Origin of the sequence: Methylophaga pinxianii (genome assembly GCF_020447225.1) — a bacterium.
GTDB classification, from domain to species: Bacteria; Pseudomonadota; Gammaproteobacteria; order Nitrosococcales; family Methylophagaceae; genus Methylophaga; species Methylophaga pinxianii.
Window position 1 is genome coordinate 85,847 of sequence record NZ_JAJAEO010000188.1, and the last position, 25,893, is coordinate 111,739.

24 protein-coding genes are annotated in these 25,893 nt (G+C 45.2%); 20 read left to right on the forward strand and 4 right to left on the reverse strand.

The features are described from left to right. The first annotated feature begins 73 nt into the window (after window positions 1–73). The 3 genes from cfa (at window position 74) to LGT40_RS15045 (ending at window position 3,394) form a co-directional block, all read left to right on the forward strand. A complete protein-coding gene (cfa, locus tag LGT40_RS15035) occupies window positions 74–1,261 on the forward strand; it encodes a cyclopropane fatty acyl phospholipid synthase (protein WP_226076222.1) in 1,188 nt (395 codons plus the stop codon). Window positions 1,262–1,400: 139 nt separating this feature from the next. Then, entirely contained in the window at window positions 1,401–2,858 is a 1,458-nt protein-coding gene (locus LGT40_RS15040; RefSeq protein ID WP_226076225.1) for a catalase, read from the forward strand. Window positions 2,859–2,923: 65 nt separating this feature from the next. Beyond that, window positions 2,924–3,394 (forward strand): Dps family protein, encoded by a 471-nt coding sequence (locus LGT40_RS15045; protein WP_226076228.1) that lies wholly within the window; start codon window positions 2,924–2,926, stop codon window positions 3,392–3,394. A 75-nt stretch (window positions 3,395–3,469) separates the two neighbouring features. Here the strand turns inward: LGT40_RS15045 and LGT40_RS15050 are convergent, their stop codons facing one another. The 3 genes from LGT40_RS15050 to LGT40_RS15060 all read right to left on the reverse strand — a co-directional run bounded on the left by LGT40_RS15050 (window position 3,470) and on the right by LGT40_RS15060 (window position 7,426). After that, the gene (locus tag LGT40_RS15050; protein WP_226076231.1) at window positions 3,470–4,921 is read right to left on the reverse strand and encodes an aldehyde dehydrogenase family protein; all 1,452 of its coding nucleotides are present in this window, start codon (window positions 4,919–4,921) and stop codon (window positions 3,470–3,472) included. Between the two features lie 9 nt (window positions 4,922–4,930). Then, on the reverse strand, window positions 4,931–6,571 hold the full coding sequence (locus tag LGT40_RS15055) for an acetolactate synthase large subunit (RefSeq protein ID WP_226076244.1): 1,641 nt from the start codon (window positions 6,569–6,571) through the stop codon (window positions 4,931–4,933). 87 nt (window positions 6,572–6,658) lie between these two features. After that, the gene (locus LGT40_RS15060) at window positions 6,659–7,426 is read right to left on the reverse strand and encodes an OmpA family protein (protein ID WP_226076253.1); all 768 of its coding nucleotides are present in this window, start codon (window positions 7,424–7,426) and stop codon (window positions 6,659–6,661) included. Window positions 7,427–7,885: 459 nt separating this feature from the next. Between LGT40_RS15060 and LGT40_RS15065 the strand changes: the two genes are divergently transcribed. The 16 genes from LGT40_RS15065 to LGT40_RS15145 all read left to right on the forward strand — a co-directional run bounded on the left by LGT40_RS15065 (window position 7,886) and on the right by LGT40_RS15145 (window position 23,766). After that, window positions 7,886–8,374: a hypothetical protein gene (locus tag LGT40_RS15065; RefSeq protein WP_226076256.1), complete on the forward strand. Its 489-nt coding sequence runs from the start codon at window positions 7,886–7,888 to the stop codon at window positions 8,372–8,374. 63 nt (window positions 8,375–8,437) lie between these two features. Next, entirely contained in the window at window positions 8,438–9,748 is a 1,311-nt protein-coding gene (locus tag LGT40_RS15070) for a sodium-dependent transporter (RefSeq protein ID WP_226076260.1), read from the forward strand. Window positions 9,749–9,876: 128 nt separating this feature from the next. Further along, on the forward strand, window positions 9,877–11,994 hold the full coding sequence (locus LGT40_RS15075) for a VTT domain-containing protein (RefSeq protein ID WP_226076262.1): 2,118 nt from the start codon (window positions 9,877–9,879) through the stop codon (window positions 11,992–11,994). 23 nt (window positions 11,995–12,017) lie between these two features. Next, the gene (locus LGT40_RS15080; RefSeq protein WP_226076281.1) at window positions 12,018–12,698 is read left to right on the forward strand and encodes an endonuclease/exonuclease/phosphatase family protein; all 681 of its coding nucleotides are present in this window, start codon (window positions 12,018–12,020) and stop codon (window positions 12,696–12,698) included. Window positions 12,699–12,948: 250 nt separating this feature from the next. Next, entirely contained in the window at window positions 12,949–13,131 is a 183-nt protein-coding gene (locus LGT40_RS15085; protein ID WP_226076283.1) for a Flp family type IVb pilin, read from the forward strand. A gap of 65 nt (window positions 13,132–13,196) precedes the next feature. Next, window positions 13,197–13,685 (forward strand): prepilin peptidase, encoded by a 489-nt coding sequence (locus LGT40_RS15090; RefSeq protein WP_226076285.1) that lies wholly within the window; start codon window positions 13,197–13,199, stop codon window positions 13,683–13,685. Next, on the forward strand, window positions 13,682–14,239 hold the full coding sequence (locus LGT40_RS15095; protein WP_226076287.1) for a TadE/TadG family type IV pilus assembly protein: 558 nt from the start codon (window positions 13,682–13,684) through the stop codon (window positions 14,237–14,239). The genes LGT40_RS15090 and LGT40_RS15095 overlap by 4 nt, the downstream gene beginning before the upstream one ends. Before the next feature lie 73 nt (window positions 14,240–14,312). Continuing rightward, complete coding sequence (cpaB, locus tag LGT40_RS15100; protein ID WP_226076289.1) at window positions 14,313–15,305, forward strand: Flp pilus assembly protein CpaB; 993 nt, start codon at window positions 14,313–14,315, stop codon at window positions 15,303–15,305. 1 nt (window position 15,306) lies between these two features. Further along, window positions 15,307–16,689 carry a type II and III secretion system protein family protein gene (locus LGT40_RS16405; protein WP_285229313.1) on the forward strand — a complete coding sequence of 461 codons (1,383 nt, stop codon included), beginning with the start codon at window positions 15,307–15,309 and terminating at the stop codon, window positions 16,687–16,689. Window position 16,690: 1 nt separating this feature from the next. After that, window positions 16,691–17,908 carry a CpaE/TadZ family protein gene (locus LGT40_RS15115; RefSeq protein WP_226076291.1) on the forward strand — a complete coding sequence of 406 codons (1,218 nt, stop codon included), beginning with the start codon at window positions 16,691–16,693 and terminating at the stop codon, window positions 17,906–17,908. Window positions 17,909–17,912: 4 nt separating this feature from the next. Then, window positions 17,913–19,211, forward strand: a complete 1,299-nt coding sequence (locus tag LGT40_RS15120; RefSeq protein WP_285229312.1) for a TadA family conjugal transfer-associated ATPase — start codon at window positions 17,913–17,915, stop codon at window positions 19,209–19,211. After that, the gene (locus LGT40_RS15125) at window positions 19,208–20,110 is read left to right on the forward strand and encodes a type II secretion system F family protein (RefSeq protein WP_226076293.1); all 903 of its coding nucleotides are present in this window, start codon (window positions 19,208–19,210) and stop codon (window positions 20,108–20,110) included. The genes LGT40_RS15120 and LGT40_RS15125 overlap by 4 nt, the downstream gene beginning before the upstream one ends. 25 nt (window positions 20,111–20,135) lie before the next feature. Further along, window positions 20,136–21,044, forward strand: a complete 909-nt coding sequence (locus LGT40_RS15130) for a type II secretion system F family protein (protein ID WP_226076295.1) — start codon at window positions 20,136–20,138, stop codon at window positions 21,042–21,044. Beyond that, on the forward strand, window positions 21,041–21,730 hold the full coding sequence (locus LGT40_RS15135; RefSeq protein ID WP_226076298.1) for a tetratricopeptide repeat protein: 690 nt from the start codon (window positions 21,041–21,043) through the stop codon (window positions 21,728–21,730). The genes LGT40_RS15130 and LGT40_RS15135 overlap by 4 nt, the downstream gene beginning before the upstream one ends. 25 nt (window positions 21,731–21,755) lie before the next feature. Continuing rightward, complete coding sequence (locus tag LGT40_RS15140) at window positions 21,756–22,031, forward strand: DUF3613 domain-containing protein (RefSeq protein WP_226076301.1); 276 nt, start codon at window positions 21,756–21,758, stop codon at window positions 22,029–22,031. Between the two features lie 31 nt (window positions 22,032–22,062). Then, entirely contained in the window at window positions 22,063–23,766 is a 1,704-nt protein-coding gene (locus LGT40_RS15145) for a TadG family pilus assembly protein (RefSeq protein ID WP_226076304.1), read from the forward strand. A gap of 13 nt (window positions 23,767–23,779) precedes the next feature. On the opposite strand, the gene LGT40_RS15150 is transcribed toward LGT40_RS15145, so the two are convergent. Beyond that, on the reverse strand, window positions 23,780–24,901 hold the full coding sequence (locus LGT40_RS15150; protein ID WP_226076306.1) for a GGDEF domain-containing protein: 1,122 nt from the start codon (window positions 24,899–24,901) through the stop codon (window positions 23,780–23,782). A gap of 265 nt (window positions 24,902–25,166) precedes the next feature. Here LGT40_RS15150 and LGT40_RS15155 point away from each other — a divergent pair, with 265 nt between their 5' ends. Beyond that, the gene (locus tag LGT40_RS15155; protein WP_226076308.1) at window positions 25,167–25,892 is read left to right on the forward strand and encodes a proteasome-type protease; all 726 of its coding nucleotides are present in this window, start codon (window positions 25,167–25,169) and stop codon (window positions 25,890–25,892) included. The last annotated feature ends 1 nt before the right edge of the window (window position 25,893 follow it).

Here is a 25,893-nt window from a genome sequence, read left to right on the forward strand (position 1 = left end):
TAGCTGATTCAAAGCAATAATTTTACGTTATGGTAAGGATAATCACCCAAAATATAGTGGAGAAATACCGCCTATGTCTGATTCAACTTCCAAAATGACTCATCCGAATTTGAGTGAAACGCGTCGTAGTCAAACACAAACGGTAGCTCCTCCCACGATATTAAGGGAAGCAGCGGATCTGGCCGGAGTCAGTTTTAATGGTGATAAACCATGGGATATTCAGGTATTTGATTCCAGAACGTATCGTCGCATTCTAATGCAGGGTTCATTAGGTTTCGGTGAGAGCTATATGGATAATATGTGGGAATGCCATGAACTGGACGAGCTGTTTCATCGCTTACTTAAAGTGAATATCGAAAAGCATCTGGGCAGTGTGGCCAAATTCAGATTGTATTTTGAGATCCTCAGACAAAACCTGTTCAATCGGCAAACCAGTAAACGCGCTTATGAGGTAGGAAAAAAGCATTACGATACCGGTAACGATATTTTCCAGGCGATGCTCGATCCCACCATGAGCTATTCTTGTGGGTATTGGGCCACGGCCGATAATTTGGCTCACGCACAAATTGCTAAATTGGACCTGATCTGCCGGAAACTGAAGCTCAAACCGGGCGAAAAAGTATTGGAAATAGGTTGTGGCTGGGGCAGTTTTGCTCAGTATGCAGCTGAAAACTACGGGGTTGAAGTCCACGGTATTACCATCTCTAAAGAGCAGAAAACGCTGGCACAGGAGCGTTGTGCAGGTTTACCAGTCAAGATTGAATTAATGGATTACCGTGATCTCGAAGGACAGTTTGACAAGATAGTATCTATTGGCATGTTTGAGCATGTCGGGCCCAAAAACTATCCAATTTATTTTGATAGCGCATTGAAATTACTCAAACCGGAAGGATTATTTCTGCTGCACACGATCGGCATTTATGCCACCTCTCTAAAAGTTGATCCATGGATTGATAAATACATATTTCGTAATGGCAAACTGCCCTCAGCCGAAGAGCTGGCTGCGGTGTTGAATAATCGTTTTGTCATAGAAGATTGGCATAATTTCGGTACTGATTACGATAAAACGCTGATGGCCTGGTGGGAAAATTTCGATAAGGCCTGGCCCGATTTATCAAAGCATTATGACGAACGGTTTTACCGCATGTGGAAATACTATCTACACAGTTGTGCTGGTTTCTTTCGATCTAAACAAGGCCAGTTGTGGCAGCTGGTGTTAAGTAAGCATGGGCGCGAGGGGGAATATCGTTCTTTACGTTAATTCTTTATCGCATAATATAATTTATCGATATAACCGATTGTTGATATAGGAATTACTTGTTTTGCCGATTCGGTAAAGTGACCTATAGTAGGGACAAACTCATGTAGATGGGTCTTTTATTGCCCTCAAGGAGGCGAACATGGCAGATAAACAAAAACTCACAACAATCGGTGGTGCACCGGTAGTAGATAACCAGAACAGTATGACAGCCGGACCTCGTGGACCGCTACTGATGCAGGATGTCTGGTTTCTTGAAAAAATGGCGCACTTTGATCGAGAAGTCATTCCAGAAAGACGCATGCATGCGAAAGGTTCTGGAGCTTTTGGCACATTCACGGTTACTCACGATATAACGCAATATACCCGTGCCAAAATTTTTTCTGAAGTGGGTAAGAAGACTGAGCTTTTTGCACGCTTTTCCACCGTAGCAGGTGAGAGAGGCGCAGCAGATGCCGAGCGTGACATCCGTGGCTTTGCTGTGAAGTTTTACACGGAAGAGGGTAATTGGGACATGGTGGGGAATAATACCCCGGTGTTTTTCCTGCGTGATCCACTAAAATTCCCGGATTTGAATCATGCCGTCAAACGTGATCCCCGGACCAACATGCGCAGCGCTCAGAATAATTGGGATTTCTGGACCTTGTTACCGGAAGCATTACATCAGGTCACGATTGTAATGAGTGATCGCGGTTTACCGAAAAGTTACCGTCATATGCATGGTTTTGGCAGTCATACCTACAGTTTTATCAATGCTAATAACGAGCGCTTTTGGGTGAAATTTCACTTCAAATGCATGCAGGGTATTGAAAACCTGACCGATGCAGAAGCGGCTAAACTTGTCGGCGAAGATCGTGAAAGTCATCAGAAAGATTTGTTAGAAGCAATAGATCATGGTGACTATCCCCGCTGGGAATTGAAAGTTCAGATAATGCCGGAAAAAGACGCCGAGACTTATCACATTCATCCATTTGATCTGACGAAAGTCTGGCCGCATAAAGACTATCCGCTGATTGATGTTGGTGTGATGGAGCTTAATCGGAATCCCGAAAATTATCATGCAGATGTAGAGCAATCAGCCTTTACTCCCGCTAATGTGGTGCCAGGTATCAGCTTCTCGCCTGACAAAATGTTGCATGGACGGTTGTTTTCTTATGGTGATGCCCATAGATATAGATTAGGGGTGAACCATCATCAGATACCGGTGAACACGCCACGCTGTCCGTACCATAGTTATCATCGTGATGGTGCAATGCGTGTCGATGGCAACTATGGAAGTACCAAAGGCTATGAGCCCAATAGCTACGGCGAATGGCAGGAACAGCCCGATTTTAGTGAACCGCCTTTGGCCATAAATGGGGCTGCAGATCATTGGAACTTTCGAGAAGATGATGATGACTACTATTCACAACCCGGCAACCTGTTCCGTTTAATGACGCCAGAGAAACAGCAATTACTGTTTGAAAATACGGCAAGAGCCATTGACGGAGCAGACGATGAAGTAAAAAAACGTCATATTCGTAATTGTCTGAAAGCTGATCCGGCTTATGGTAAAGGTGTCGCGGATGCAATTGGTATTTCGCTGAATGATGTGAACTGAACAGATATGGATCATGGTCGCCGTGATGTCACGGCAGACTTCGAATTTTATCAGGAGGTAAATATATGAGTTCGATTGATATTGGTATTAATAAAAAAGACAGAGAAAAGGTAGCTGAAGGCCTGAAGAAACTGCTTGCCGACACCTATACCCTGTATTTGCAGACCCATAACTTCCACTGGAATGTCACGGGTCCGCGTTTCCGTGAATTACATTTAATGTTTGAAGAACATTATGTTGAACTGGCAACCGCTGTTGATGACATCGCGGAACGAATCAGAACCCTCGGTGTCTCAGCACCAGGTACTTATAAAGCTTTTGCCGAATTAAGTTCGATCAAGGAAAAGGATGGCGTGCCTGATGCGATGGAAATGACCGAGATTCTGACGCACAACCACGAGTTAGTGGTAAAAACCTGTCGTGAAGTATTGAAACTGGCAGAAGCTGCAGATGACGAATCTTCATTGGCGTTGGTATCAGACCGTATGCGGATCCATGAAAAAACCGCCTGGATGTTACGGGCAATGACGCAGTAACAAGTACTTTTTTCTCTCTCAAATTTTAAGACCGCCCACGGGCGGTCTCTTTTTGTCTGCAATATGACGATTCATTTAAGGAATACTTTTAGAGGTGAGTACAATCATCTTGTCTATCTGCATATCGTCCATACTATAGGCAATACCACCCGTTCCATGCCCTGAATGTTTCAATCCGGCAAATGGCATCCAGTCAACCCTGAAAGCGGTATGTTCATTAATCATGACTGCTGAAGCATCCAATCGCTCTGCCACATACATGGCATTATCTATATTCTGACTGTAAACCGATGCCTGGAAAGCAAAATCAAGGCTGTTGGCCTGGGCAATAGCCTTATCAATATCCTGATAGGGATAAATGCAGACAACAGGGCCAAAAATTTCGCTTTTGGAGACTTTGGCATCCGCCGGTGGATCGAACAACACAGTGGCGGAATAACAATTGTTTTCCAATGCTGTCCCGCCGGATAATAATTCTGCACCCTGGTTTACGGCTTCCTGTACCCACTCATTCACCCGTGTTACTTCATTTTTACGAATTAAAGGCCCAATTTCGGTTTGATCTGATAAGGGGTCGCCAATCTGCATCTTGTTACCTGCGGCGGCTAACTTTTCTGCTAATTCACGCGCAATAGAGTGGTGAGCAAAAATACGTTGTACTGAGACACATACCTGACCGGCATGATAGAAGCTGCCTTTTGCCAGTCCGGGTATTGCGGCCTCAACATCGGCTTTTTCATCAACAATGACGGGTGCCACACCACCGTGTTCCAATGCACATCGAGTGCCTGCCGCCAGCTTGGAGCGCAAATACCAGCCAACTTTGGCGCTGCCTATAAAACTGACAAATGCCACTTTGGGATCCGTAGCGAGTTGTTCTGCAACTTGATGGTTTTCTGTTAATAAAGCCTGACACCATTCAGCTGGCAACCCCGCCTGGTGGAAGATCTCGACCAAACGGAAACAAGATAACGGTGTGTTTTCTGCAGGTTTAACAATGACCGGGCAGCCTGAAGCAATTGCAGGTCCCACCTGATGAGCAATCAGATTTAATGGATGATTAAAAGCGCTGATAGCCACCACCACGCCAATCGGCTCTTTATGCAACATGGTCAAACGGTGTTGAGAAGCCGGGTTTATCCCCATTGGAACAGGATGTGAAGTTTGATGGCGTAACGTATCCATACAATGACGAATACTGTCGATACAGCGTACCATTTCAACCTTTGAATCCAGTAGAGGTTTTCCGCCTTCTTCCGCTGCACCTTTGGCTAACTCGTCCGCCTGTTGTTGCATCAACTCCAGCGAGTTTTGCAGAATCGTCAAACGTTGAGTCACCGAAAGCCATTTGCTTCGATCCGTAAATAAAGAATGTGCCGTCTGCAAAGCGGTTTTCACGGCATCGCTATCAGCTAAATCTACCGTGGCGATAAGTTGATCATTGTACGGGTTGGTCACATCAATCTTAGCCCATTGCTTGGCTTTTACACCGGGTAAGCTCAGAGCGAAGTGGGGAGCGGTAGACATAAGGCTTCCTTATAAAATGCAGATTTTTTGTTTCAACCCCTCATTCAGAATGGAGTGGTTGAGAGAGTAGTCAATGGCAACATCAATTAAATGTACGCCAGGAGTGTTGATGGCTTCACGCAGCATTTTATCAAACTCGATATAGCTGCTGGGGCGGTGACCAATTGCGCCATAACTATCAGCATATTTCACAAAGTCCGGATTGTTAAAACTCAAACCGAAGTCATTAAATCCCATACCCTGCTGTTTCCATTTGATCATTCCGTAAGCATTATCATTCAGAATGATGACGACCAGATCCAGCTTAAGCCGAACTGCAGTTTCCATTTCCTGCGAGTTCATCATAAAGCCGCCATCACCACAGACTGCAACGACTTTACGTTCAGGATGCAATAATTTAGCTAACATGGCTGTAGGCAGACCAGCGCCCATGGTGGCCAATGCGTTATCTAACAATAAGGTGTTATTTTCATAACACTGATAATTGCGGGCAAACCAGATTTTGTAGAGCCCATTATCCAGCGCCAGAATATCTTTTTCGCCCAATGCAGCGCGGATAGTAGTGACCGCACTTTGTGGCAGAATAGGAAACCGGTCATCTTCACTGTATAAACCAAGCCGTTGCTGAACTTCCTGTTTAACCCGATAGAAATAGGAAAAGTCCCAATTGGATTGAGGTGACAAAGCGTCTGATAGACGATTGATAGAGGTAGCCAGATCACCGATAACATCCAGCTGAGGAAAGTAGACCGGATCGACCTCAGCTGGCTGGAAATTGATATGTATAACGGGTGCGCCGCCATCTTTCATAAAGAAAGGAGGCTTTTCAACCACATCGTGCCCAACATTGATAATCAAATCCGCCCGTTCGATCGCGCAGTGCAAGTAATCGGACTCAGATAAAGCGGCTGTGCCCAAATAGCTGTCATGACGTTCATCGATTACACCTTTACCGAGCTGGGTGTTAAAGAATGGAATACCGGTTTTTTCAACAAAACGGGTTAATGCCTTACTGGCACGTTTACGATTTGCCCCGGCACCAATCAATAACAGCGGCATATTGGCTTTGCGGATCATTGCCAACGCATCTTTTATCGCGGTGTTATCGGCATCCGGACGGCGGATATTTTCCACTACATAGATTCTGTCATGAACTTCTTCGGCAGCAATATCTTCAGGTAACTCGATATGCACGGCCCCGGGTCGTTCCTGAACTGCAATGCGACAAGCTTCTCGAACCACGGCACCAATGGTGTTGCCATGCACTACCTGTTTAGTGAACTTGGTGATAGGACGCATCATATTCACGATGTCGACAATTTGAAACAGCGCTTGCTTGCTGGCTTTAATGGGTTTTTGCCCGGTAATGATAAGCATTGGCATACCCCCAAGCTGGGCATATGCCGCCGGAGTAATCAGATTCGTCGCACCTGGCCCCAAGGTTGATAGGCACACACCGGGCTTACCGGTTAGCCGCCCGTAATTGGCGGCCATAAATCCTGCGCCTTGCTCATGTCGGGTAATAATTAATTTGATGGAGGAGTGTTGCAGCGAGTCAAGGAAATCGAGGTTTTCTTCACCAGGGATACCAAAAATATATTCGACCCCTTCGTTTTCTAACGCCTTAACCAGCAGATCAGATGTTTTCATGGAGTGTTCCTAGGTCCTCTGAATGGGCGGAGCAATCATCGCGTCATCGTTTGGTTGTACCATAAATAATCATGGCATCACAGCCCCTTATTGAGTGAGGACAGCTATTTCCACCCTTCGGTTGCGTGCTCGACCAGAATCAGTGTCATTTCCTGTTATTGGACGGGTATCCGCATAGCCTTCCACACGAAATCTTGCTGCTTCATATTGAGGATAGCGCAACAATTCATGTAATACGGAAGTGGCTCTCGATCCAGATAATTCCCAGTTGGAACGATATTCTGATGTATTGAGTGGACGATCATCCGTATGTCCGGAAATGATAAGGGGATCTTCGATATCAGCCAGCGCAGCTGCGATATCTTCCAAGACAGGAATAAAGTCGGGTTTGATTGTGGCCTGACCTGAGGGAAAAGAAGCTTTTTCATCAATGATGATAACCACACGATCCTGGCGTGTTTCTACTTGCAAGATTCCTTCATCAATTTGTTCACGAAGTGCTTCATTAAGTTGCTGAAGTTGGCGTTGTTGTTTTGCTTGTAAATATAAATTGAGATCGCTGGTATTCAGTATCGGTTTACTGGGGTCACCCGTTTGTCTCACTTGTTCGATAACAGTGACATCCGAGGGATTGGGTGAGAAGGTTTGCTTAATAATGGAAGTGCCCATCGGGATGGTCTCTGGCACTTCAGGCGGGGTTACGCCAAATGCATTATGCAACGATTGCGAAACCATTTTTAAACGGATCACATCCAGCTCTGACATTGACAGGAGCAAAACAAAGAAACACAACAGTAAAGTCATTAAGTCAGCAAAGATAGCAATATATGCTGGAATCGCTTTACGTTTTAACATTCTAATTGAAGGATCCGGATTCAGTTTTCGGTTTATCAATAGTCCGTTTTCCAGTCATTAAAAAACTATCAATGAGTTGTCGGAAATGAACCAGCTTCTTCGCCTGATTCTATTGTTACCGTAACTCTCTGATAATTCAAGGTTTGGGGGAAATGAAGTGAATGTTACCCTTAAGAGCGGGTTTGAAGATGTGAACTGCAACACAGCATTCAATATTTGATTTTAATATTTAGAATTGGCTGCTTAATAACAAATCGCCTTTCATCACTGCTTCTGCAATAACAGCAATTTTGCAACAGGTTATTCAACAAGGCTCAGTGAATGTTGTAGGCTAAAGCTTAAGACCCGTGAATGAGGATTCGGCTACTCATCGCCGCAACTTGGCTAATCCGACTCATCTATCCACAACCACGCACGACACTAACTATTATTTATTTCCTGATTAATCTGGAGTCTGTTATGTCTCATTTCGCTCGATGGTTTTGTCTGTTGTTCATCATTGTTATTCCAGTGATTACATCCTGTGCTTCACGTTCACAAAGTCATTATTATGCCGATGAAGTGGGAGAGATTATGAGTGTAGAGGATGTCTGGATCATCTCTTCGCGAATAGTCAAAATTGAAGGGTTAGGAGATAAACGGCCAGGCTGGGGGACAGCGGTGGGGGCTACCGTCGCTGGGGCATCGGCTTATGGCATTACCCAGGCAGATAATCCTGCTGGCGTGGCAATTACCATTATTGCTCTGGTCGGTGGCGCATTAGCCGGTCAGTTTATTGATGAGAAGATAAAGTCAGAGCTGGGCGTGGAATATATCCTGGACAAAACCTCTGGTGACAAGATTGCCGTGGTTCAGACGGTAGAAAGTGCAGAGGAAATGTTACCTGCCAGAACGCCTGCTTTATTGATGCGTGGCAAAAATGGCTACTATCGCGTCGTTCCACAATAATTTATTTATTGAACAGATTTAATCCGATCAACTTCGGTATGTTTGAAGCGGAAGGGATTTTTTATGTCAGATCAAAGTTTTATTCATCAGTCGAGAAAGCAATGGAGCTCTGAACCAGCTTTTATCGCATCCATGGCTGCCGCCGCGGTGGGGCTTGGTAATTTATGGCGATTCCCTTACATCGTCGGTGAAAATGGTGGGGGCGTGTTTGTCATTGCCTATCTACTCGCGTTATTTATTGTTGTCCTGCCCATTATGATGTTGGAGGTTGCAGCCGGGCGACTCACCCACGGTAATACGGTTGCTACCTTCAGACAAATTAATCGCCTGGGGGGGTATTACGGTTGGTTTGTCGTCAGTATTACCATTGCGATTACCAGCTATTATTTGGTGATTACAGGCTGGACCCTGGGCTATAGCATTGATGCAAGTCGAGGTGAGCTACGGGTATTTGAAGAGTTTACCCAAGGCTTTAACAGCTACTGGTATTTTCTGATCATTATCGCTTTGGCTTCTATTGTTTTAATTAAAGGCCTGAAAGCGATTGAAGGTCTGTCAAAATTTCTAATGCCAGTATTAGTGATAGTGATGATTTTTCTGGTGGTGACTGCCAGCAAAACCTCTGGGTGGCAGCAAACTGTTGATTTCTTCTTTGAGTTTGAATGGGCCAATCTGAGCAACGGCGAACTGTGGGTGTTTGCTTTTGGCCAGGCTTTTTACACGTTGGCTATTGGCCAAGGATATTTGATCACCTATGGCAGCTATATTCCCCGGAAAACCAATATTCCCAGGGCCTGTATTATCGTCGCGATATTTCAAACCCTGGTTGCCTTACTCGCTGCCTGGATGATTTTCCCGTTTGTTTTCAGTCAGGGCTTATCTCCTGATGAGGGTACTCAACTGGCTTTTGCCACCATGCCAAAGGTTTTTGCCGAGCTCTCCGGCGGAACTATTATCGGCATCGTATTTTTTACATTATTTTTTGCCGTTGCCTTTACATCGACTCTGGCAGGCTTAAAAGTAATCGTTTCAGCCGTTGCCGAAGAATTTTCTTTGAGCAATTTTAAAGCTGTTATGGTGGTTGCAGGCATGATGATTCTCTTCGGATCGGCATCAGCTTTAAGTTTTACGTCAGTCAATTTACAAATAGCCGGTGAGCCGGTGCTGGATATGGTGGATCGCATTGCAGGTGGCAATGTCATTCTGTTGTCTGGGGTGATGGGGGCGGCCTTGTTTTGCTGGTTTATCCCACCGCCCAGAATTCATTCGGTATTAGGAACGGAATCACATTGGTGGGAATGGCGTATTTATCTGGTCGGCCGTTTTCTTCCGGTGTTTATCTTGGCAGCATTGGCAATGAGGTATTTTTTCTGATGCATGACTTTTGTAGATAAAAGCTTACAGTTCAGTGAAATTTTTGGGTTAACCTGAGTAAATATTTATTTAGGATGGCTGTGCTAGTCTTGATGGATAGTCGATCCTCGCAGGGAGCTTGTTCTTTTATGCATGACAAAAAAATTATTCGCCCGGAAGAAAATTGTTGGCGTTATGTCAATGCTGATAGAGCAGCATTACTGGTTGATGGTGAAAAATACTTCGGAACACTTCATACCGCTATCAGTCAGGCCCGCTATGCTGTTTATATACTGGCATGGGATATTGATAGCCGCTTGGGGTTACTTCGTGGAGAGCAAAAATCTGATCTCCCTGCCGAGTTAGGTAATTTGATAAATGCCCTGCTTGATCAACGGCCCGAATTAAGTATTTATATTCTGAACTGGGATTGGGCGATGCTCTACACCCTCGAGCGGGAGTGGTTGCCATTATTCAGGCCCGGCTGGAAAAAACAAGCCCGTCTTCATTATCAGTTGGATGGTGAGTGTCCATTTGGCGGTTCACAGCATCAGAAAATCGTTGTAATTGACGACAAACTGGCCTTTTGCGGAGGCATTGATCCCGGTAAATACCGATGGGATACAAGTGATCATGCGCCCGATGATAAGCGTCGCATTGATCCAGATAATGAGGCATATCCGCCTTTTCATGATATGCAAATGATGGTGGATGGGGACGCGGCTCAAAGCCTTGCCGAGCTGGCTCGAGATCGTTGGTATAAAGCGACGGGAGAGCAATTGCCAAAGGTTAAGCACCACGAGCAAGACATCTGGCCAAGTGATATTAAGCCTGATTTTGAGAATGTGAACATCGCGATCGCTCGTACCTTGCCTGAATTTAAGGATCAAGCCGAAATTACTGAAGTCGAAACCTTGTATCTGGATGCGATTGCATCAGCTGAAAAGTTAATTTACATAGAAAATCAGTACTTTACCTCATGGAAAGTAGCAGAGGTTTTAGCCCAGCGCTTAGCAGATGATCAGGGACTGGAAGTGGTGATTGTGTGCCCTAAAATGACCGGGGGATGGCTTGAGCAGCATACTATGGATGTATTGCGCTCAAGGGTGAGCCGGAAATTGTTTGAGGCCGACAAGCATGGCCAGCTAAGGGTTTGTTATCCACACCATGAAGCACTGGGAAATGCCTACATCAGTTTGCACAGCAAACTGTTGATTGTAGATGATGTTTTTCTGCGTGTAGGTTCAGCAAATCTGAGCAATCGATCGATGGGATTGGACAGTGAATGTGATTTGGCTATCGAAGCGGAAAACGAAGAACAGCTTCAAGCGATAAAGGCATTTCGCCAACGTCTGCTCTGTGAGCATCTCGGACTGAAGAACGATGAGCTGGAAGCGTTGCTCACCCAGCATGGTTCGCTAATCAAATTATTAGATGCCCGAGAAGATGCCTCTCGAACACTGCGTACACTGGATTGTGAGATCGATGACAGCATTGATGGGCTGACTCCAACGGCTGATTATATTGATCCTGAACGTCCGGTTGATTCAGTTGAAATGAGCCGTAAATTGGTACCCATAGACGAATCAAAATCTCCTAAAAAGCAGATTGTGATAGCGGCAATGGTTTTGCTGGCAGTCATTGCCTTGACCGCTTTATGGAAGTGGACGCCACTCAACGAATTCTTAACCCCTGAAAATCTGCAGCAATTGATTAGCACCCTCAATGACTACCCGTTTACTCCAGTAATCGTCATTGGCATATTTGCTCTGGCGGGGCTTATCGCTGTTCCTCTGACCCTGCTCGTTGTCACTGTCGCCATCAGTTTTGGTGCTTGGCCGGGCAGTCTCTATGCCATTCTGGGCTCTTTGTTAAGTGCTGTGCTGGGATATGTCGTGGGTGAATGGCTGGGACGAAGCAGTGTGTCCAAAATGGCAGGGTCAAAATTAAACCGGCTGTCCAAGAGGTTAGCCAATCACGGTGTGATGGCTATCATTACAGTGCGGATCATCCCTGTCGCACCATTTACCGTTATTAATCTGGTAGCCGGTGCTTCCCATATTAAGTTAAAAGATTTTATCTGGGGCACCTTAATTGGCATGCTGCCAGGCATCCTGGCAATAACGATATTTGCTAATTCTTTACTCAGGGTAGTAAAGCAACCCAAGCCAATCGAAATTGTGGTTTTTGTGTTGGTAGTTTTTGTGATTGGCGCTTTGATGTATGGCGTCAAAAAATGGCTGAATAGAATTTCAACAGACTCGTGACTGAGATAACTTCATCAAGGATATTGACGCTCGCCACTTATAATATACATGCCTGCATTGGGGGTGACGGGCGGTTTGATCCTGCACGTATCGCTGCAGTTTTAGGTGAGCTTGATGCCGATATTATTGCACTTCAAGAGGTTGAGCATCACTCTGTGGATGAGCTGGATTTGTTGGAATATCTTGCCTATCAGACGGGACATGAAGCGATTGCCGGGCCAACGCTATTCCGGGAGACCCGCCACTATGGCAACGCTCTACTGACACGCTTGCCATTACAGTCTTTTAAGCATATTGATCTTAGCGTGGCAGGGTATGAACCACGAGGCGCTATCGAGGCTATATTTGATGTGGATGGTTACGAATTACAGGTTATTGCAACGCATCTGGGGCTGAAATCGGCAGAGAGGCGATGGCAAGTTAAGCAGCTAATCGATCTTAAATCACAACAGGAAGCGGAAATCAGTTGTTTACTGGGTGATGTAAATGAATGGTTGTTATGGGGACGACCATTGCGATGGTTACACAGACACTTCGGTTCACCGCGACATTTGGCTACTTTTCCCGCACGCTGGCCTATTTTTGCCTTGGATCGAATCTGGATTGGACCGCAAAGGTGCCAAATGAAACTGTCGGTACACAAATCTGAGCTCGCTAAGCAGGCTTCAGATCATTTACCGCTTATTGCCCGCATTCGCTTTTAAAAACATAGGCTACCATCAGGCAAGGTTACTGAAGTAAAAAGCAAATTGGGTGTAAATTTCTCGCTTTACAAAAAATTTCAATCAACGGAATATGGCCGCTATATTCATGAAATGACATTTTAAAGTGTGCCTTAATTACAACAATGCTGCTTTCCTATTGCAAAAAAGGAGTTTTTCCCGCCACAATTGCCCCACTGAGAAAAACGCAAGACATTGTGTAAATTTTCATCAAGGGAGATTGGAAATGAATATGGATAAGTTAAAAAAAGCACTTTACCGTTTTATGAAAGACGAGGAAGGTGCCAGTGGGATTGAATATGCTTTGGTGGCGGCAATGGTGGCTGTGGCATTAGTTACCTTTGTTGCACCTGTTCGAGAGGCCATTGTCGGGGTGTTTACGGACATCCAGGGGGCATTGGAAGAGACCGAGTAAAAGTATCTCACTTTTATCTGGATGTGAAAATCTTCTTCCTCCCGTTTTATCTTACTGCCGGAGCAGTGTCGCTTTGGTGTCTGGCGTGTGGGTTTTATGATCTGACTCAGCGTCGGCTTCCTAATTTGCTGACCCTGGGTATGCACGTTCCTGCTTTGGCAGTACTGGTGATTGCTGGTGAGGGTTTTCTGGGAGCTTCAATAACTTCCTGTCTCCTGGCCTGGGCCGCGGCATTGGTTTTGACTCTTCCTGCCTATGCCTTTAATTGGCTGGGGGCTGGTGATGCGAAATTTCTTGCGGCCATTGGTCTGCTCACCGGTCTAAAATTTCTATTTGTCACCTATATCATTGCTGCTTTAACGACAGGGCTGGTAATACTTATCTGGTTATCGTTGCAACGATACTGGCCGTTTGTAAATCTGCAGCTCTCTTCATTAAATCTACGATTGCCTGATATACCGCTGCTTCGGGGTAAGATATTGCCATTTGGTGCCATCTTGGCATTAAGTGCAATTATTACGCTAATGCTGCCTCATTTATGGGAGGCTGCATGATGACAAGTCATACCAAATGGTCTGACATTCCTGCTTGCAGGGCACTTTCCATTACTGCTGGATCGATATTCTCCCCCGGACAAATAACTAAAACTCTGCATAAGCAACGCGGGGCTGCGGCTATTGAAGCAGCCTTGATGTTTGTCCTGTTTTTTTCATTGTTTTATGCCATTGTCAGCTACGCTTTACCATTATTGATGGTGCAGGCGTTTAATCATGCTGCAGCTTCCGGAGCACGATCCGCATTGGCTATTGAGCCGGACGAATTTGAAAACACTTCGCAATTTATTGAACAAGGAGTAAAGCCAAGGGTAAGAGAGGTTATTGCGGAGACATTGGACTGGTTACCACCAACAGCCAAAACAGCCGTTCTAGGCACGCAAAATAATAATATTGTTATTGAATTTAACGAAACAACGGGTGTGCTAGCTGTGACGGTTATTTATTCAGGTTATCGGGAAGCACCTTTAATTCCGACGCTAAAGCTTCCAGGCATGGGAGACGTGCCTAGATTGCCTACTAATCTGCAGGGAAGTGCTTCAGTCAGTTTGTAATAACTGAAATAAAAAGAAAATAATAAAAAATCCGTTATGGAAATAAATACGGACTAAATCACTGGAGTCAGAAATGAGTAGTTCCGCCTTACGCATAATGGCAGTTTTATTGGCAGTCGGTGCGGCTGTTTTGGGCTATATCGGTTATCAAGCGAGTCATGATGCTCGGCCGATTGAAAACGCGTTGATCGAGCCAAGCGAAGTAGAGCCGGAAACTTATCCATTGGTTATTGCGGCAAAAGATATTCCAGCTGAGAAAAAAATCACGGCTGAGGATATTAAGCTGATAATGGTGGATAAGCCGATTGGTGAAAGCTTTACTGAGCTAGAGCCGCTTATTGGCTTAACCAGCCGAATGGCAATCTCCACCGATGATATGATTTTACCAGCCCACTTCCATTCATTCAGTGCGGTTACGGACAATCTCCATCCTGGTGAAAGAGCCATTGCGGTGAAAGTAGATGAAGTCACCGGTGTCGGGGGATTTATTGAACCTGGTGATAAGGTGGATGTGTTGCTGTTTTTGCCGGCTGGGCAGGAAACAGGCAAGGAAAGCTCCGCGCAATTATTACTGCCGGCATTACGAGTGATAGCCTATGGAAACCAATTAGCCGAATTAGATCAGCAACAGATTCGGCAAAAATCCCGTGCTTATCTTTCGGCCGCTAAAACAAATCCAATAAGCGAACTCCTACCAGAAAACGAGTCCGCAGAAAACCAAGGTGACCCTTCCGGGAAACAAAGCAAAACCGCTGTTTTAGCCGTAAATCAATCCCTGGCCTCAACATTATTACTCGCTGAATCCACAGGCAGAATCCGTTTAGCATTGGCGGGAGCGGGAGGGGAAGTGAGCAATACCGAAAATCTCCCTAATCAAGCATCGGCAGAAAACCAAAATTATTTTATCTCTCTGGAAGCCTTAAAAGGTAAGCCGGTTGAATCGGTTGCTCCCATCTCTAACGTTGCACCTTTGTCGATAAATTCCTCACCTAAAAGGATGCCTGCTCAGGTGACCGTACATCGGGGGTCACAGCAAACAATTATAAATATCGACCAGGAGAAATAATATGAGTGATAGTCAACGTGGTTTGATGCCCTTGTATATCTCATTCAAGCAGAAATACTCAATGTCATTCGGCATCTTATTACTCATGTTTATGGGTACTTCATCTGCAGAAAGTCAACTTACTCTGGAGGTCGGGCTTCAGCAGAGTTACCAGTCTCTTTATCCAATCGGCCGCATTGCAGTTGGAGAGCCAGGCATCGCGGATGTATCGGTTATTACTGAAACTGAAATTTTGATAACACCTCTACAACCCGGTGTCACCAGTTTAACGATCTGGTCAAAAAACAACTCAGAAAAACAGATAGTCCAATTGACGGTGACCGCTTCAAAACAATTGAAACAACGTAGTTTCAACAAGTTGGACGACCCCAGCATGCAGCTGGATGAGATGAGCGATCAACTGCTATTGCATGGTGAAATAAGTACTCTGGAGAACCATGCGACGGCACGATCAGTTCTCAGTTTTGATGATAAAAGCGGCATAGATAGCACAGTTTTTGATCAGGGATCACAGGTGCAGATCGATATCAAAATCGTCGAATTAAGTAAAAATCGATTGCAGTCTGCAGGTTTCTTTTTTGGTAAAGGTAACCGTACACCACGCTCTATTTCGGCTCCAGGCAGTCCCTCTACCCTATCCCGCAACACTGCGGGAGGCCTTTCATTACTTGGTGACAGTTTTGCCCTAAGTAACGACACATTTAATCTGGTGTATGGTCGCGCCTCCAATGGCTTGCTTGCGGCAATTTCTGTGCTGGAGGGAAATGGCTTTGCTTACACTCTGGCCGAGCCATCACTAGTAGCGATGAGTGGCCAAAGCGCCAATTTCCTTGCTGGTGGAGAATTTCCCGTTCCTGTCCGAGGTTCTGGGTTAGATAACAGCGTAACTATTGAATATAAGGAATTCGGAGTGCGTTTATCGTTAACCCCGACCGTTTTGGATCAACAAAGGATCGCCTTAAAAGTTTCACCGGAAGTCAGTGAATTGGACTTTAATGCAGGCATCCAGACCGGTGGCGTAACCGTTCCGGCGTTAAGAGTCAGAAGAACAGATACAACGGTCGCATTGGGCAATGGAGAAAGTTTTGTCATTAGCGGCCTTATCAGCCAGAACACTCTGGCCAATGTCGACAAAATGCCATGGCTTGGGGATATTCCTATTATCGGTGCCTTTTTTCGATCTAATCAACTGGATAGAAGTGACCGGGAATTATTAATGATTGTCACGCCGCATTTGGTAAAACCATTGGCACGCAATGCTGCATTACCTGAGTTGCCCGGCGAAAAATATCGTAATTACGATCCTGATTTTGCCGATTTTCTGTTTTTTGAAAAAGGAGAGTTTGTGAACAGACCACCCGTTTCTTCAGGTTTTTCAAAATAACATGGCTAAACTACAGAAAAGCTCTTTTATCGTCATTCCGGATAATGAAGCTCAATTGAGCTGGTTACATGAGGTATTGGACGATGATGGCGAGGTCATTAAGACCGACATTACCTCAATTGATCGGGTCCGGCAATTACTGGATTTAACGGGGGCGCAGGTTGTATTTGTGGGTATTTCTGAAGCGAGCCTTCGGCAGAATATCGCATTTATCGAAGACTTAGTGACGTTTAAAACCATGTTGTTGGTTATTGCTGTTGCCGATAATCTGGATAATGAACTGGTTTTGAGTGCGATGCGGGCCGGGGCAAGAGAGTTTATAACAACAGGCACCCGCCATAACGAGGTTATGCGGTTGTTGAATCGATTACAGCTTCGAGCGCCGATTGCACAACATAATACCGATCGCCTGGGTAAAGTTATCTCTTTGGTCAGTGCGCGACCTGGTTCGGATACCCCCATGCTGGCATTACATTTGGCGTTGGCAATTCAGACTGAAGGTCAGAATGAAAAAGTTTTATTGCTCGATATGGGAACGCCCGCCTCGGACACATTAACTTATCTGGGCATCAATGCGCCTTATAGCTTTTTGGATGCAATCCGCAGCCTGCGGCGTTTGGACTCCACATTAATCGATAGTGCATTTGCCAAGCATAAGAGCGGTTTGAAGTTATTGGCCTTGCCCGAGGATCATACCGGTATTGGAGAAGTCACCTCTGCCGATGTCTATGTCTTGTTAGGCGTTCTACAACAATATTTCACCCATATCATTATCAATCTGGGAGGCGTCCCCTATTCTGATTTTTTGCATTTATTAGTCAGTAATTCAAACACGACATTGGCCTTACTGGAGCAGAGCGTGCCCAGCTGCAAACAGAATATGCAGTTGATACGCAAAATTTCTCAGGGTCAGATTGATATGAACGCGGTAAAGCTGGTGGTGGACCGTTATTTATCTAATTTGCCGCCTGATGCTGAAAATCTGGCAAGAGGTTTAAATGTCAGTCTGCTGACCACTTTGCCATCTTCGGGCATGGCACGATTAAAAATGATGAATTCAGGTGAAAGTCTATTTGAATGTGCACCGCGGGACCCTTATACGTTGGCGGTAAGAAAAATGGCAAGAAAGCTGACCACGGCTGAGCAAGGGAAAAAGGAGAGCAGTCATTCTCGATTATGGCCCAGGTTTAATGCCTGGATGAAGGCTAAATTAGGATAAAAATATGGCTTTTCAGTATCCACAATACGATTTCAGTCTTAAGAGTACGCAGACTTATCAGGATATAAAATATGCCTTGCATCGTTATCTTATTGCCCGGGTAGAAGAAGATAAAATTCCGATAGTGGAATGGTCGGAAGAGCAATTAAATGACTATGTGTATGGCCACGTGACCAAATATGCCCACAAAAGCCAAATGGCTGTCAGTAGTCAGGATTTGGATGATTTGACTGAGGAAATGGTCAATGAGCTGGTGGGATATGGCCCATTACATAGTTTGCTGGAAGATGACAATATCAGCGATATTATGGTTAATGGCGCCCATCATATTTTTATCGAAAAGCAAGGAAAGGTCCAAAAGTCTTCGTTACGCTTTATTGATGATGAACATGTGTTACGGGTCATCCGTCGTATTATTGCCCCAATGGGGCGACGCCTTGATGAATCCAGTCCCATGGTAGATGCACGCTTACCGAATGGCAGCCGTATTAATGCGATTATTCCACCATTAGCACTGGATGGTCCTTGCATTTCTATTCGCAAATTCCGTCAAGAAATGTTGCGCGAGACAGATATGCTGGTTTACGGCACATTGGATCAGGATATGCTGGATTTACTGGTTCAAGCAGTCAAAAGTCGTTGTAATATTATGGTGAGTGGAGGGACCGGTACCGGTAAGACAACGCTGCTCAATACATTAAGCCGGTTTATCGATCCCGCTCAGCGTATTGTGACGATTGAGGATGCGGCTGAATTGCAACTTGGTCATCATCATGTTGTGCGGCTGGAAACTCGACCGCCTACCATTGAGGGTGAAGGTGAGGTCAAGTCACGTGACCTGGTCCGTAATGCGTTACGAATGCGCCCCGATCGAATCATTTTGGGAGAGGTTCGTGGAGAAGAGGTTCTGGATGTGCTGCAAGCGATGAATACCGGTCATGATGGTTCAATGAGTACGGTACATGCCAATAATCCGCGGGATGCCCTTGTCCGATTGGAAATGCTGGCTTCGTTAGCCAACTTCAAGGGGGCACACGAAGTTATCAGAGAAATGATTGCCAGTGCAGTTGACTTGCTGGTGCATATCTCTCGATTTGCTGATGGAACGCGTCGAATTACCTCGATTGCCGAGATCACCGGCCATCGTGATGGGCAGTATATGTTGAATGAATTATTCAGCTATAACGACTTGTTAAATAAACATGAAAAAAACAGTGTGCGGCCAGTGAATGAAAAATTTCTCACTGGAAGTCAACTAAATAAATCCATCACACATAGATCCTCGGCAGCAGAATTAAAATGACGCTGGTGCTCTTGATATATGTGTTTACCGGGCTGATGATTTTATTTGCCGTTTTTGTCTTTATCCAGAGCCATTCAAAAGAACTAACCGAAAAAACCAATCAGAATTTCAGCCAGGTTGTGGGTATTCGCATTGATGGCCGGTTCGACCGTCAGTCGAAAAACCAATCTACTAGGTTGAAAACTTTTTTATGGCGGGCCGGGGTTGATCCCAAAGAGCGGCATCTGCTGGTGTTTTTTCTAGGAACGGCGTTACTTACCACTTTGGTTGTCATGATCCAAGGATTACTCACGGCCATATTTATTCCTTTGCTGGTTATTGTGTTTATTTCGCTATGGTTACAACGGCGTGCATCAAAACGTATTAAAGATATTCTGTTTCAATTGCCACTGTTTCTGGATCAGGTACTGAGGTCACTGGGAACGGGGCGAAGTATGGAAGGAGCTCTGGAGCTGGCCACTTTAGAATCTTCCGAGCCGCTGAAAACAGTATTTGAGCGTGTTTTAAGAGAAAACAGATTGGGTAAGGATTTGGGCATGGCCATTCAGGAAACAGCGGAGCTTTATCGATTACATGAGCTATATCTGGTTTCAATGGCAATACGAGTCAACCGTACCTACGGCAGCAGTGTGCGTGAACTGATAAAAAATATTGTCAAAATGATTCATGAACGTGAAGCGGCCAGACGTGAGTTAAAAACCATGACTGGTGAAACGCGTGTTACAGCCTGGGTCTTGGGTTTATTACCTTTATTAATTGCCGGTTATATCATGATGATGAATCCGGGTTATATGCAGACCATGTGGCAAGACAGTTCAGGAAAATTTATGCTGTGTATGGCAGTTATTTTCCAGATGATTGGTGCTGTCGCCTTATGGCGTATGATTAAGAGCATATAGGGTAGCGATGTCTGGCTGGATTATCATGATAATAGTGCTTCTGACGATAGCCGCGCTGTTGCTATTGGTCATAGCCCAACATTTGGCGAGTAGTGCTGATCAGGCTTCTCAAAGGCGTTTTTTTGAACTGCTTGAAAATAATTCTGGTGATGACTCCGACCCACACTGGATGCATGGAGTAGTTCGGCGAATGGGGCAAAGTAAATTGGTCCATTGGCTACCCAAATTAGAACATACCGAAACAGTTCAATTGCTTAAGCAAGCTGGCTGGTATACAGCAAGTGGCAGATCGCTTTTTTATTTATCCACGTGGTTGGTGCCTTTTACACTGACCATCGTCAGTATGCTCATCCTGTACTTCCAAACTGAAGGGCTGAATAATGAGGCCTGGGCAAAGATTTTTATTGCCGGCACGATAGGTTATTTATTACCAAAACATATTCTGCGTCGCAGAGCCAAAGAGCGACGCAACAAATTATCGCGGGAAATGCCCACCGCTATTCATCTGCTACGAATGTTATTTGATGCAGGCTTATCTATCGAGCATGCCATAAGAGTTTTGCAGCAGGAAGGTAAATTACTCACCCCAGAACTGGCTAAGGAATTAACTAAAGTATTGCGTCAACTAGATGCCGGATTGGAGCCTGCAGAAGCATTGGCAGAAATGGCCACTCCTCTTGGAGTCAATGAATTGGATGATCTGGTGGCTATTTTGAAGCAGGTCAGTCGGCATGGTGGAAATATCCGCGAAACACTAGTGAAATTTGCCCAGCTTATTGAAGAACGTCAACTTTCTGCGTTGCGAGAATACGTCAACGTACTTTCAGGAAAAATGTCCGTAGTCATGATGGTCTTTTTGTTTCCAGCCCTGCTGATTTTTTTGGCTGGCCCTGGGTTTATGGCGTTAGCTAAAGGTTTATCAGGGGCATTATGAAATCAGTATCACCGATTCTGCTTGGCTTAATAATGAGTTTAACCGCATGCAGTCAGCTGGGGGCAAAGTCCCATGTACAGCAATCATCATTATCAACTTCACAAACAACCTGTGAAAAAACGGGCGATGCAGATACATCAATGAACCTGGATTTGATAGAACAGCTTATGCAGTCGGGGCGGCTGTATGCCGCATTAGCCCACCTGGATAATCTGCGTTCAGATTCCCTTTATGCAACATACTTACGTGCCGAGATTCTTCGTCAATCAAATCGCGATCAGGAGGCTGCGGAGTATTACCAGTCATTACTGCCAACCTGTATGGCTGGTGAAGCACATCATGGTTTGGGACTGATAGCGGGGCGCAAGAACCTGTTAAATCAAGCAGTGGAACATTTAACCTTGGCGGCAGAAAAACTTCCGGTGAATGCCAGAATCAGAAATGATCTAGGGTATGCATTATTACTGCAAGGTCGATTTGAAAAGGCTCAGCGAGAGTTTCTGACTGCACTGGAGCTGGAACAAGATGCTCCTCTGGCAGAAACAAATATGATGATTTTGCTGTTGGCAACTGGCGAGCAGGCAAAAGCAGAAGCCTTTGCGAAAAAAATCAATATGGATACACAAACGGTGACAGATCTGAATGAGCAAGCAATGACCATACGTGCCCAGACAGGCAGCCGATAGTCTTAATCAAATTAAGGAAGCTCCAATGCAAAATAAATATATATCACCCCTCGGTTTTTTCTTTCTTGCCCTCTCTTTTACTGTTATGGCCGATTCTGCTGAAACGCCTGAAAAACAGGATGAAAAAACCCGACAATGGTTGGATTTGCAAAAAAACGGTCAGCAGGCTTCATCTCATAAACAAACGTTATCCGGCCCAGCTGCGGCTCGAGTTTATCAGCGTTATCTGGATAGTTTTAGTCATCCCATACCGGAATACTATAGCGAAGTTGAATCGAATCCCTTCAGCAATTCCCCTTAATCGGTGATGTGCGGATAATTATTTTTAACCGATGAATACGCCCAACAAACAGCGTGGCGCCATGGGGTTGCTGGGCATTATGACGTTATTGCTCGCGACGTTATTTGCTGCTTTGGCCGTTGATACGGGTCGCTTACTGATGGAGCAACGGCGAATGCAGACTGTCGCTGATATGGCTGCATTGGATGCTTCAGCATTGTCGGGTCATTGTGGAGAGGGAGACCTGGCCCAGGTTCAGACGCTGGCTTATGCCAGTGCAGCCCGCAATAATCATGTAATTGATACCGGAAAGACGCTCGATGTTAGCTTAGGCAGAATTGATGTCGGTGCAGCAGGATTAAGGCAATTTACCACAACAACTGCGAGTTCAGCGACAGCGGTTCGGGTGGTTGCAGCTAAAACGGTTCCTGCCAGTTTTTTTGCCGGCGGTATATTAGGGCGTAATGTGACCCTATCGGCTAAAGCTGTTGCCGAAAGACAAGCAATAGCTGGCTTTATAGCCGGTAGTTCCATGGTTGGATTGTCCAATCAGCAGGCAGCGATTTTAAATTCGTTGCTGGGAAGTATTCTGGGATCGTCCGTTAATTTAAACGTATTGTCTTACCAAGGTATCGCTGCAACAAATATTACCCTGGCAGAATTAGTTGAAGCCTCAACGGCAATAGCCAGCACAGAAGAGTTGTTGAACAGCAATCTTAGTCTGAATGATTGGTTGAATCTTTATGCAGATGCCGCAAACGCTTCCGATGCAGTCGATATAGGCTTATCCGCCGCTATGCAAAGCTTGGTGTCGGCAAATGTGAATAATTTATCGGCACAATTTTCCAATATCGTTGATGTCACGACGGATTCTCCTGAAGCGGCAGCTGAAGCCAGTGTGAACTTATTTGACTTGCTGACCACCACAGCTTTTGTGGCAAACGGCTCCCAAGCCATCAATTTGCCTTTGAGCGTTAATCTGCCAGGTAATCTACTCAATGTAGTGACTCAGCTTAATATTATTGAGCCCCCTAAGCTGGTCATTGGCCCTCCCGGCAAAAATGCCGATGGGCAATGGCGAACTTTTATGGAAACCGCACAGTTTGATTTGAGTACATTGGTACAAAGCACGGTCGATTTGAATGTATTGGGATTGGTGGGGGCTAAAGCGCAAATTGATTTAGCATTACAGGTAGATATGGCACAAGGCAGTGCATGGTTGAAAACATTACAATGCGGACAAATCAATAATAACCGGACGATAGTAACCATAGGCGTACAGCCTGGAGCTGCAACACTCCAGCTAGCCCGGGCCAGTGATCCAAGTGCTGAAACTGCCAACATTGATGTTTCAGCCACATTGCTGTTCCTGGGGCGGTTGCCTATAGCCAATGTCGGGCTTGGTTTGAATATTCCACTACAAAATCCCACCACAACAGACTTAATTTATGAAGTCAATTTGGCGGATGCCGAGGCTTTGCCACAAACCCAGCATGCTTCAACAGCGCCGGGATTGTCGATTTCAAATATCACACAAGGAATTGATACCGATGTGACACTATTGGGAGTGATATCTCTGCCATTATTGGATCAGCTGATAGCTGAAGCACTGTTAGCACAAGTGTTAACGCCTGTGCTCAGTCAAGTTGGAGCCGCCACGATTGATCCCTTATTAACGGTATTAGGCGTGGAAATAGGCTCGATGCATGTACAGTTGTTTACCGTTGATGTGGATAGACCGGATTTAAAAATCTGAAACAATTAAAGCTTCAGTGTTGATGAGATGTCGTGTTAGAGGAAACATCCGCCTGATACCAGGAAACCTGATTGCGTCCCTGTTCTTTTGAGCGGTAAAGCGCAATGTCGGCCAGCTTTAAGGGATTGATTGATTCCTGTGAATCGTTGGCATAGACCGTAACGCCACCCATACTCAGAGTGACAATCCCGAGATCTGCATCGAGATTCTCGATGCGTAGACTTTCCACCTGCTGACGAATTTCTTCAGCCAACTGATAGGCATCATTTCGAGTTGTTTGATTAAGCAAAATCACAAATTCTTCGCCACCATAACGGGCAACCAAATCCGTGGCACGTTTTGCCGAGTTCGCTAGCACTTTAGCCACAGTCATCAGGCATTTATCACCTGCCTGATGACCATAGCGGTCATTAAATTTTTTGAAATAATCAATATCAATCATGATGAGTGAAATAGGTACGCCTGAGCGACGGGCCTGGCCCCAGACTTGTTCAAGTGTTAAATCAAAACGGCGACGGTTAGCGATATTGGTCAGTTTATCCTCGCCAGCATCATTTTCGAGTCCGAAACGGGCTATCAAATCATCAATGAGATCGCGGCGGCGCTGCACTGCAGAGTAATAAAGCACACCAATGATAATCATAATGGGAGGAATTAATTCCCAGCCAGGAGAATCATTCACAGTTATCAGAACAAACAATAACGGTAAAAATAGACCGATTAAGAAGCTGATATAGACAATGGGATAAGCACTCAGCTTCAGAAGCTCGCTGGCGGCAATGGCACTTAACATCAGAATTACAAATAATCTGGTGGAAAATGAAAGCTCAGGTAACAATAAAGCAGTTAGGCCTAATCCCAGTCCTGCAGCGAAAGAAGCAATCTTGAATGACGCTAAATTATGAGACTTAAGTTTGGTCGAAATATCCTTGCCAAAATTATTACTAATCCGCCATTGCCATAATCCCCCCGTGATAGCGATTATCACCCAAATTAAAAACGTATATAAAGGTAACTGTGGGGCAAGGTAAAGTGCAAACAAAGCAATAAAACCACAATGCTGCAGGAAAGACATTCGCGGATGTCTATGCAGTTCACGAAATAAATGTGTGGATAATTGATGAGGGTCTATCAAGCACTATTCCTGGTTTGAGTAACTCTTTCAGGCAGATTCCACTGAGTAATCACCAGAGAGTTAGATTTAATTTAGCCACCATAGGGTGAAGAGGGGAACTTTGCTGGCGTCAGCATCGGTTTCATTCTCTCAGTCCTAACAGGCCATGGCAATATTATTCAGCAGATCATTTTGAGAAATTGGTACAAATTCAAATAAACCCTTTTGGGCATTGCCCTACAGATAAATGTCGACTATCTTTGTAGTGATAAATTCAGAGGCTTGTATGACTTATTGTGTAGCCATTACCTTGGATGCAGGATTAGTGCTGACATCCGATTCCCGGACCAATGCCGGAATTGACCAGGTCAGTACTTATAGCAAAATGACTCGCTTTGAGACCCATGCCGATCGATGCCTGGTTTTGATGAGTGCAGGCAACCTTGCCACCACACAATTTGTTGTTGAGCAGATTCATCGTGATGTTCGGGAAGGTCAGGCGCGCAATTTAAATACGTTGAGTTATTTATCGGACACAGCGGATTATATCGGTGAAATTCTCAGTAGCCGCATTCGTCGTTACTCTGAAAATGAAGCTTCCGGTTTTGCGCCTGAAGCCACATTATTACTTGCCGGCCAGATCCAGGGCGGCCCGCCACAAGCCTACATGATTTACCCTCAAGGTAATCACATTACCAGTTCCAGAGAAACGCCCTACTTGCAGATTGGTGAAAGCAAGTACGGCAAGCCGGTGCTGGATCGTTTTATCCGCCCGGACACTTCGTTGCTGGATGCAGCAACCTGCTCGTTGATTTCAATGGACTCAACCATGCAGAGTAATGTCAGCGTGGGACCACCGATCGAAGTGTTAATGTATAAAAAAGATAGTTTTGTAATGAGTGCTCACTATCGGTTTGGAGCCGAGCACCCTTATCTTATTGAATTAAGGAAGGCGTGGGGAGACAAGCTGCGACAAGCTTTTACCGAGATGCCGCGTTTCAGCGAACAGTAAG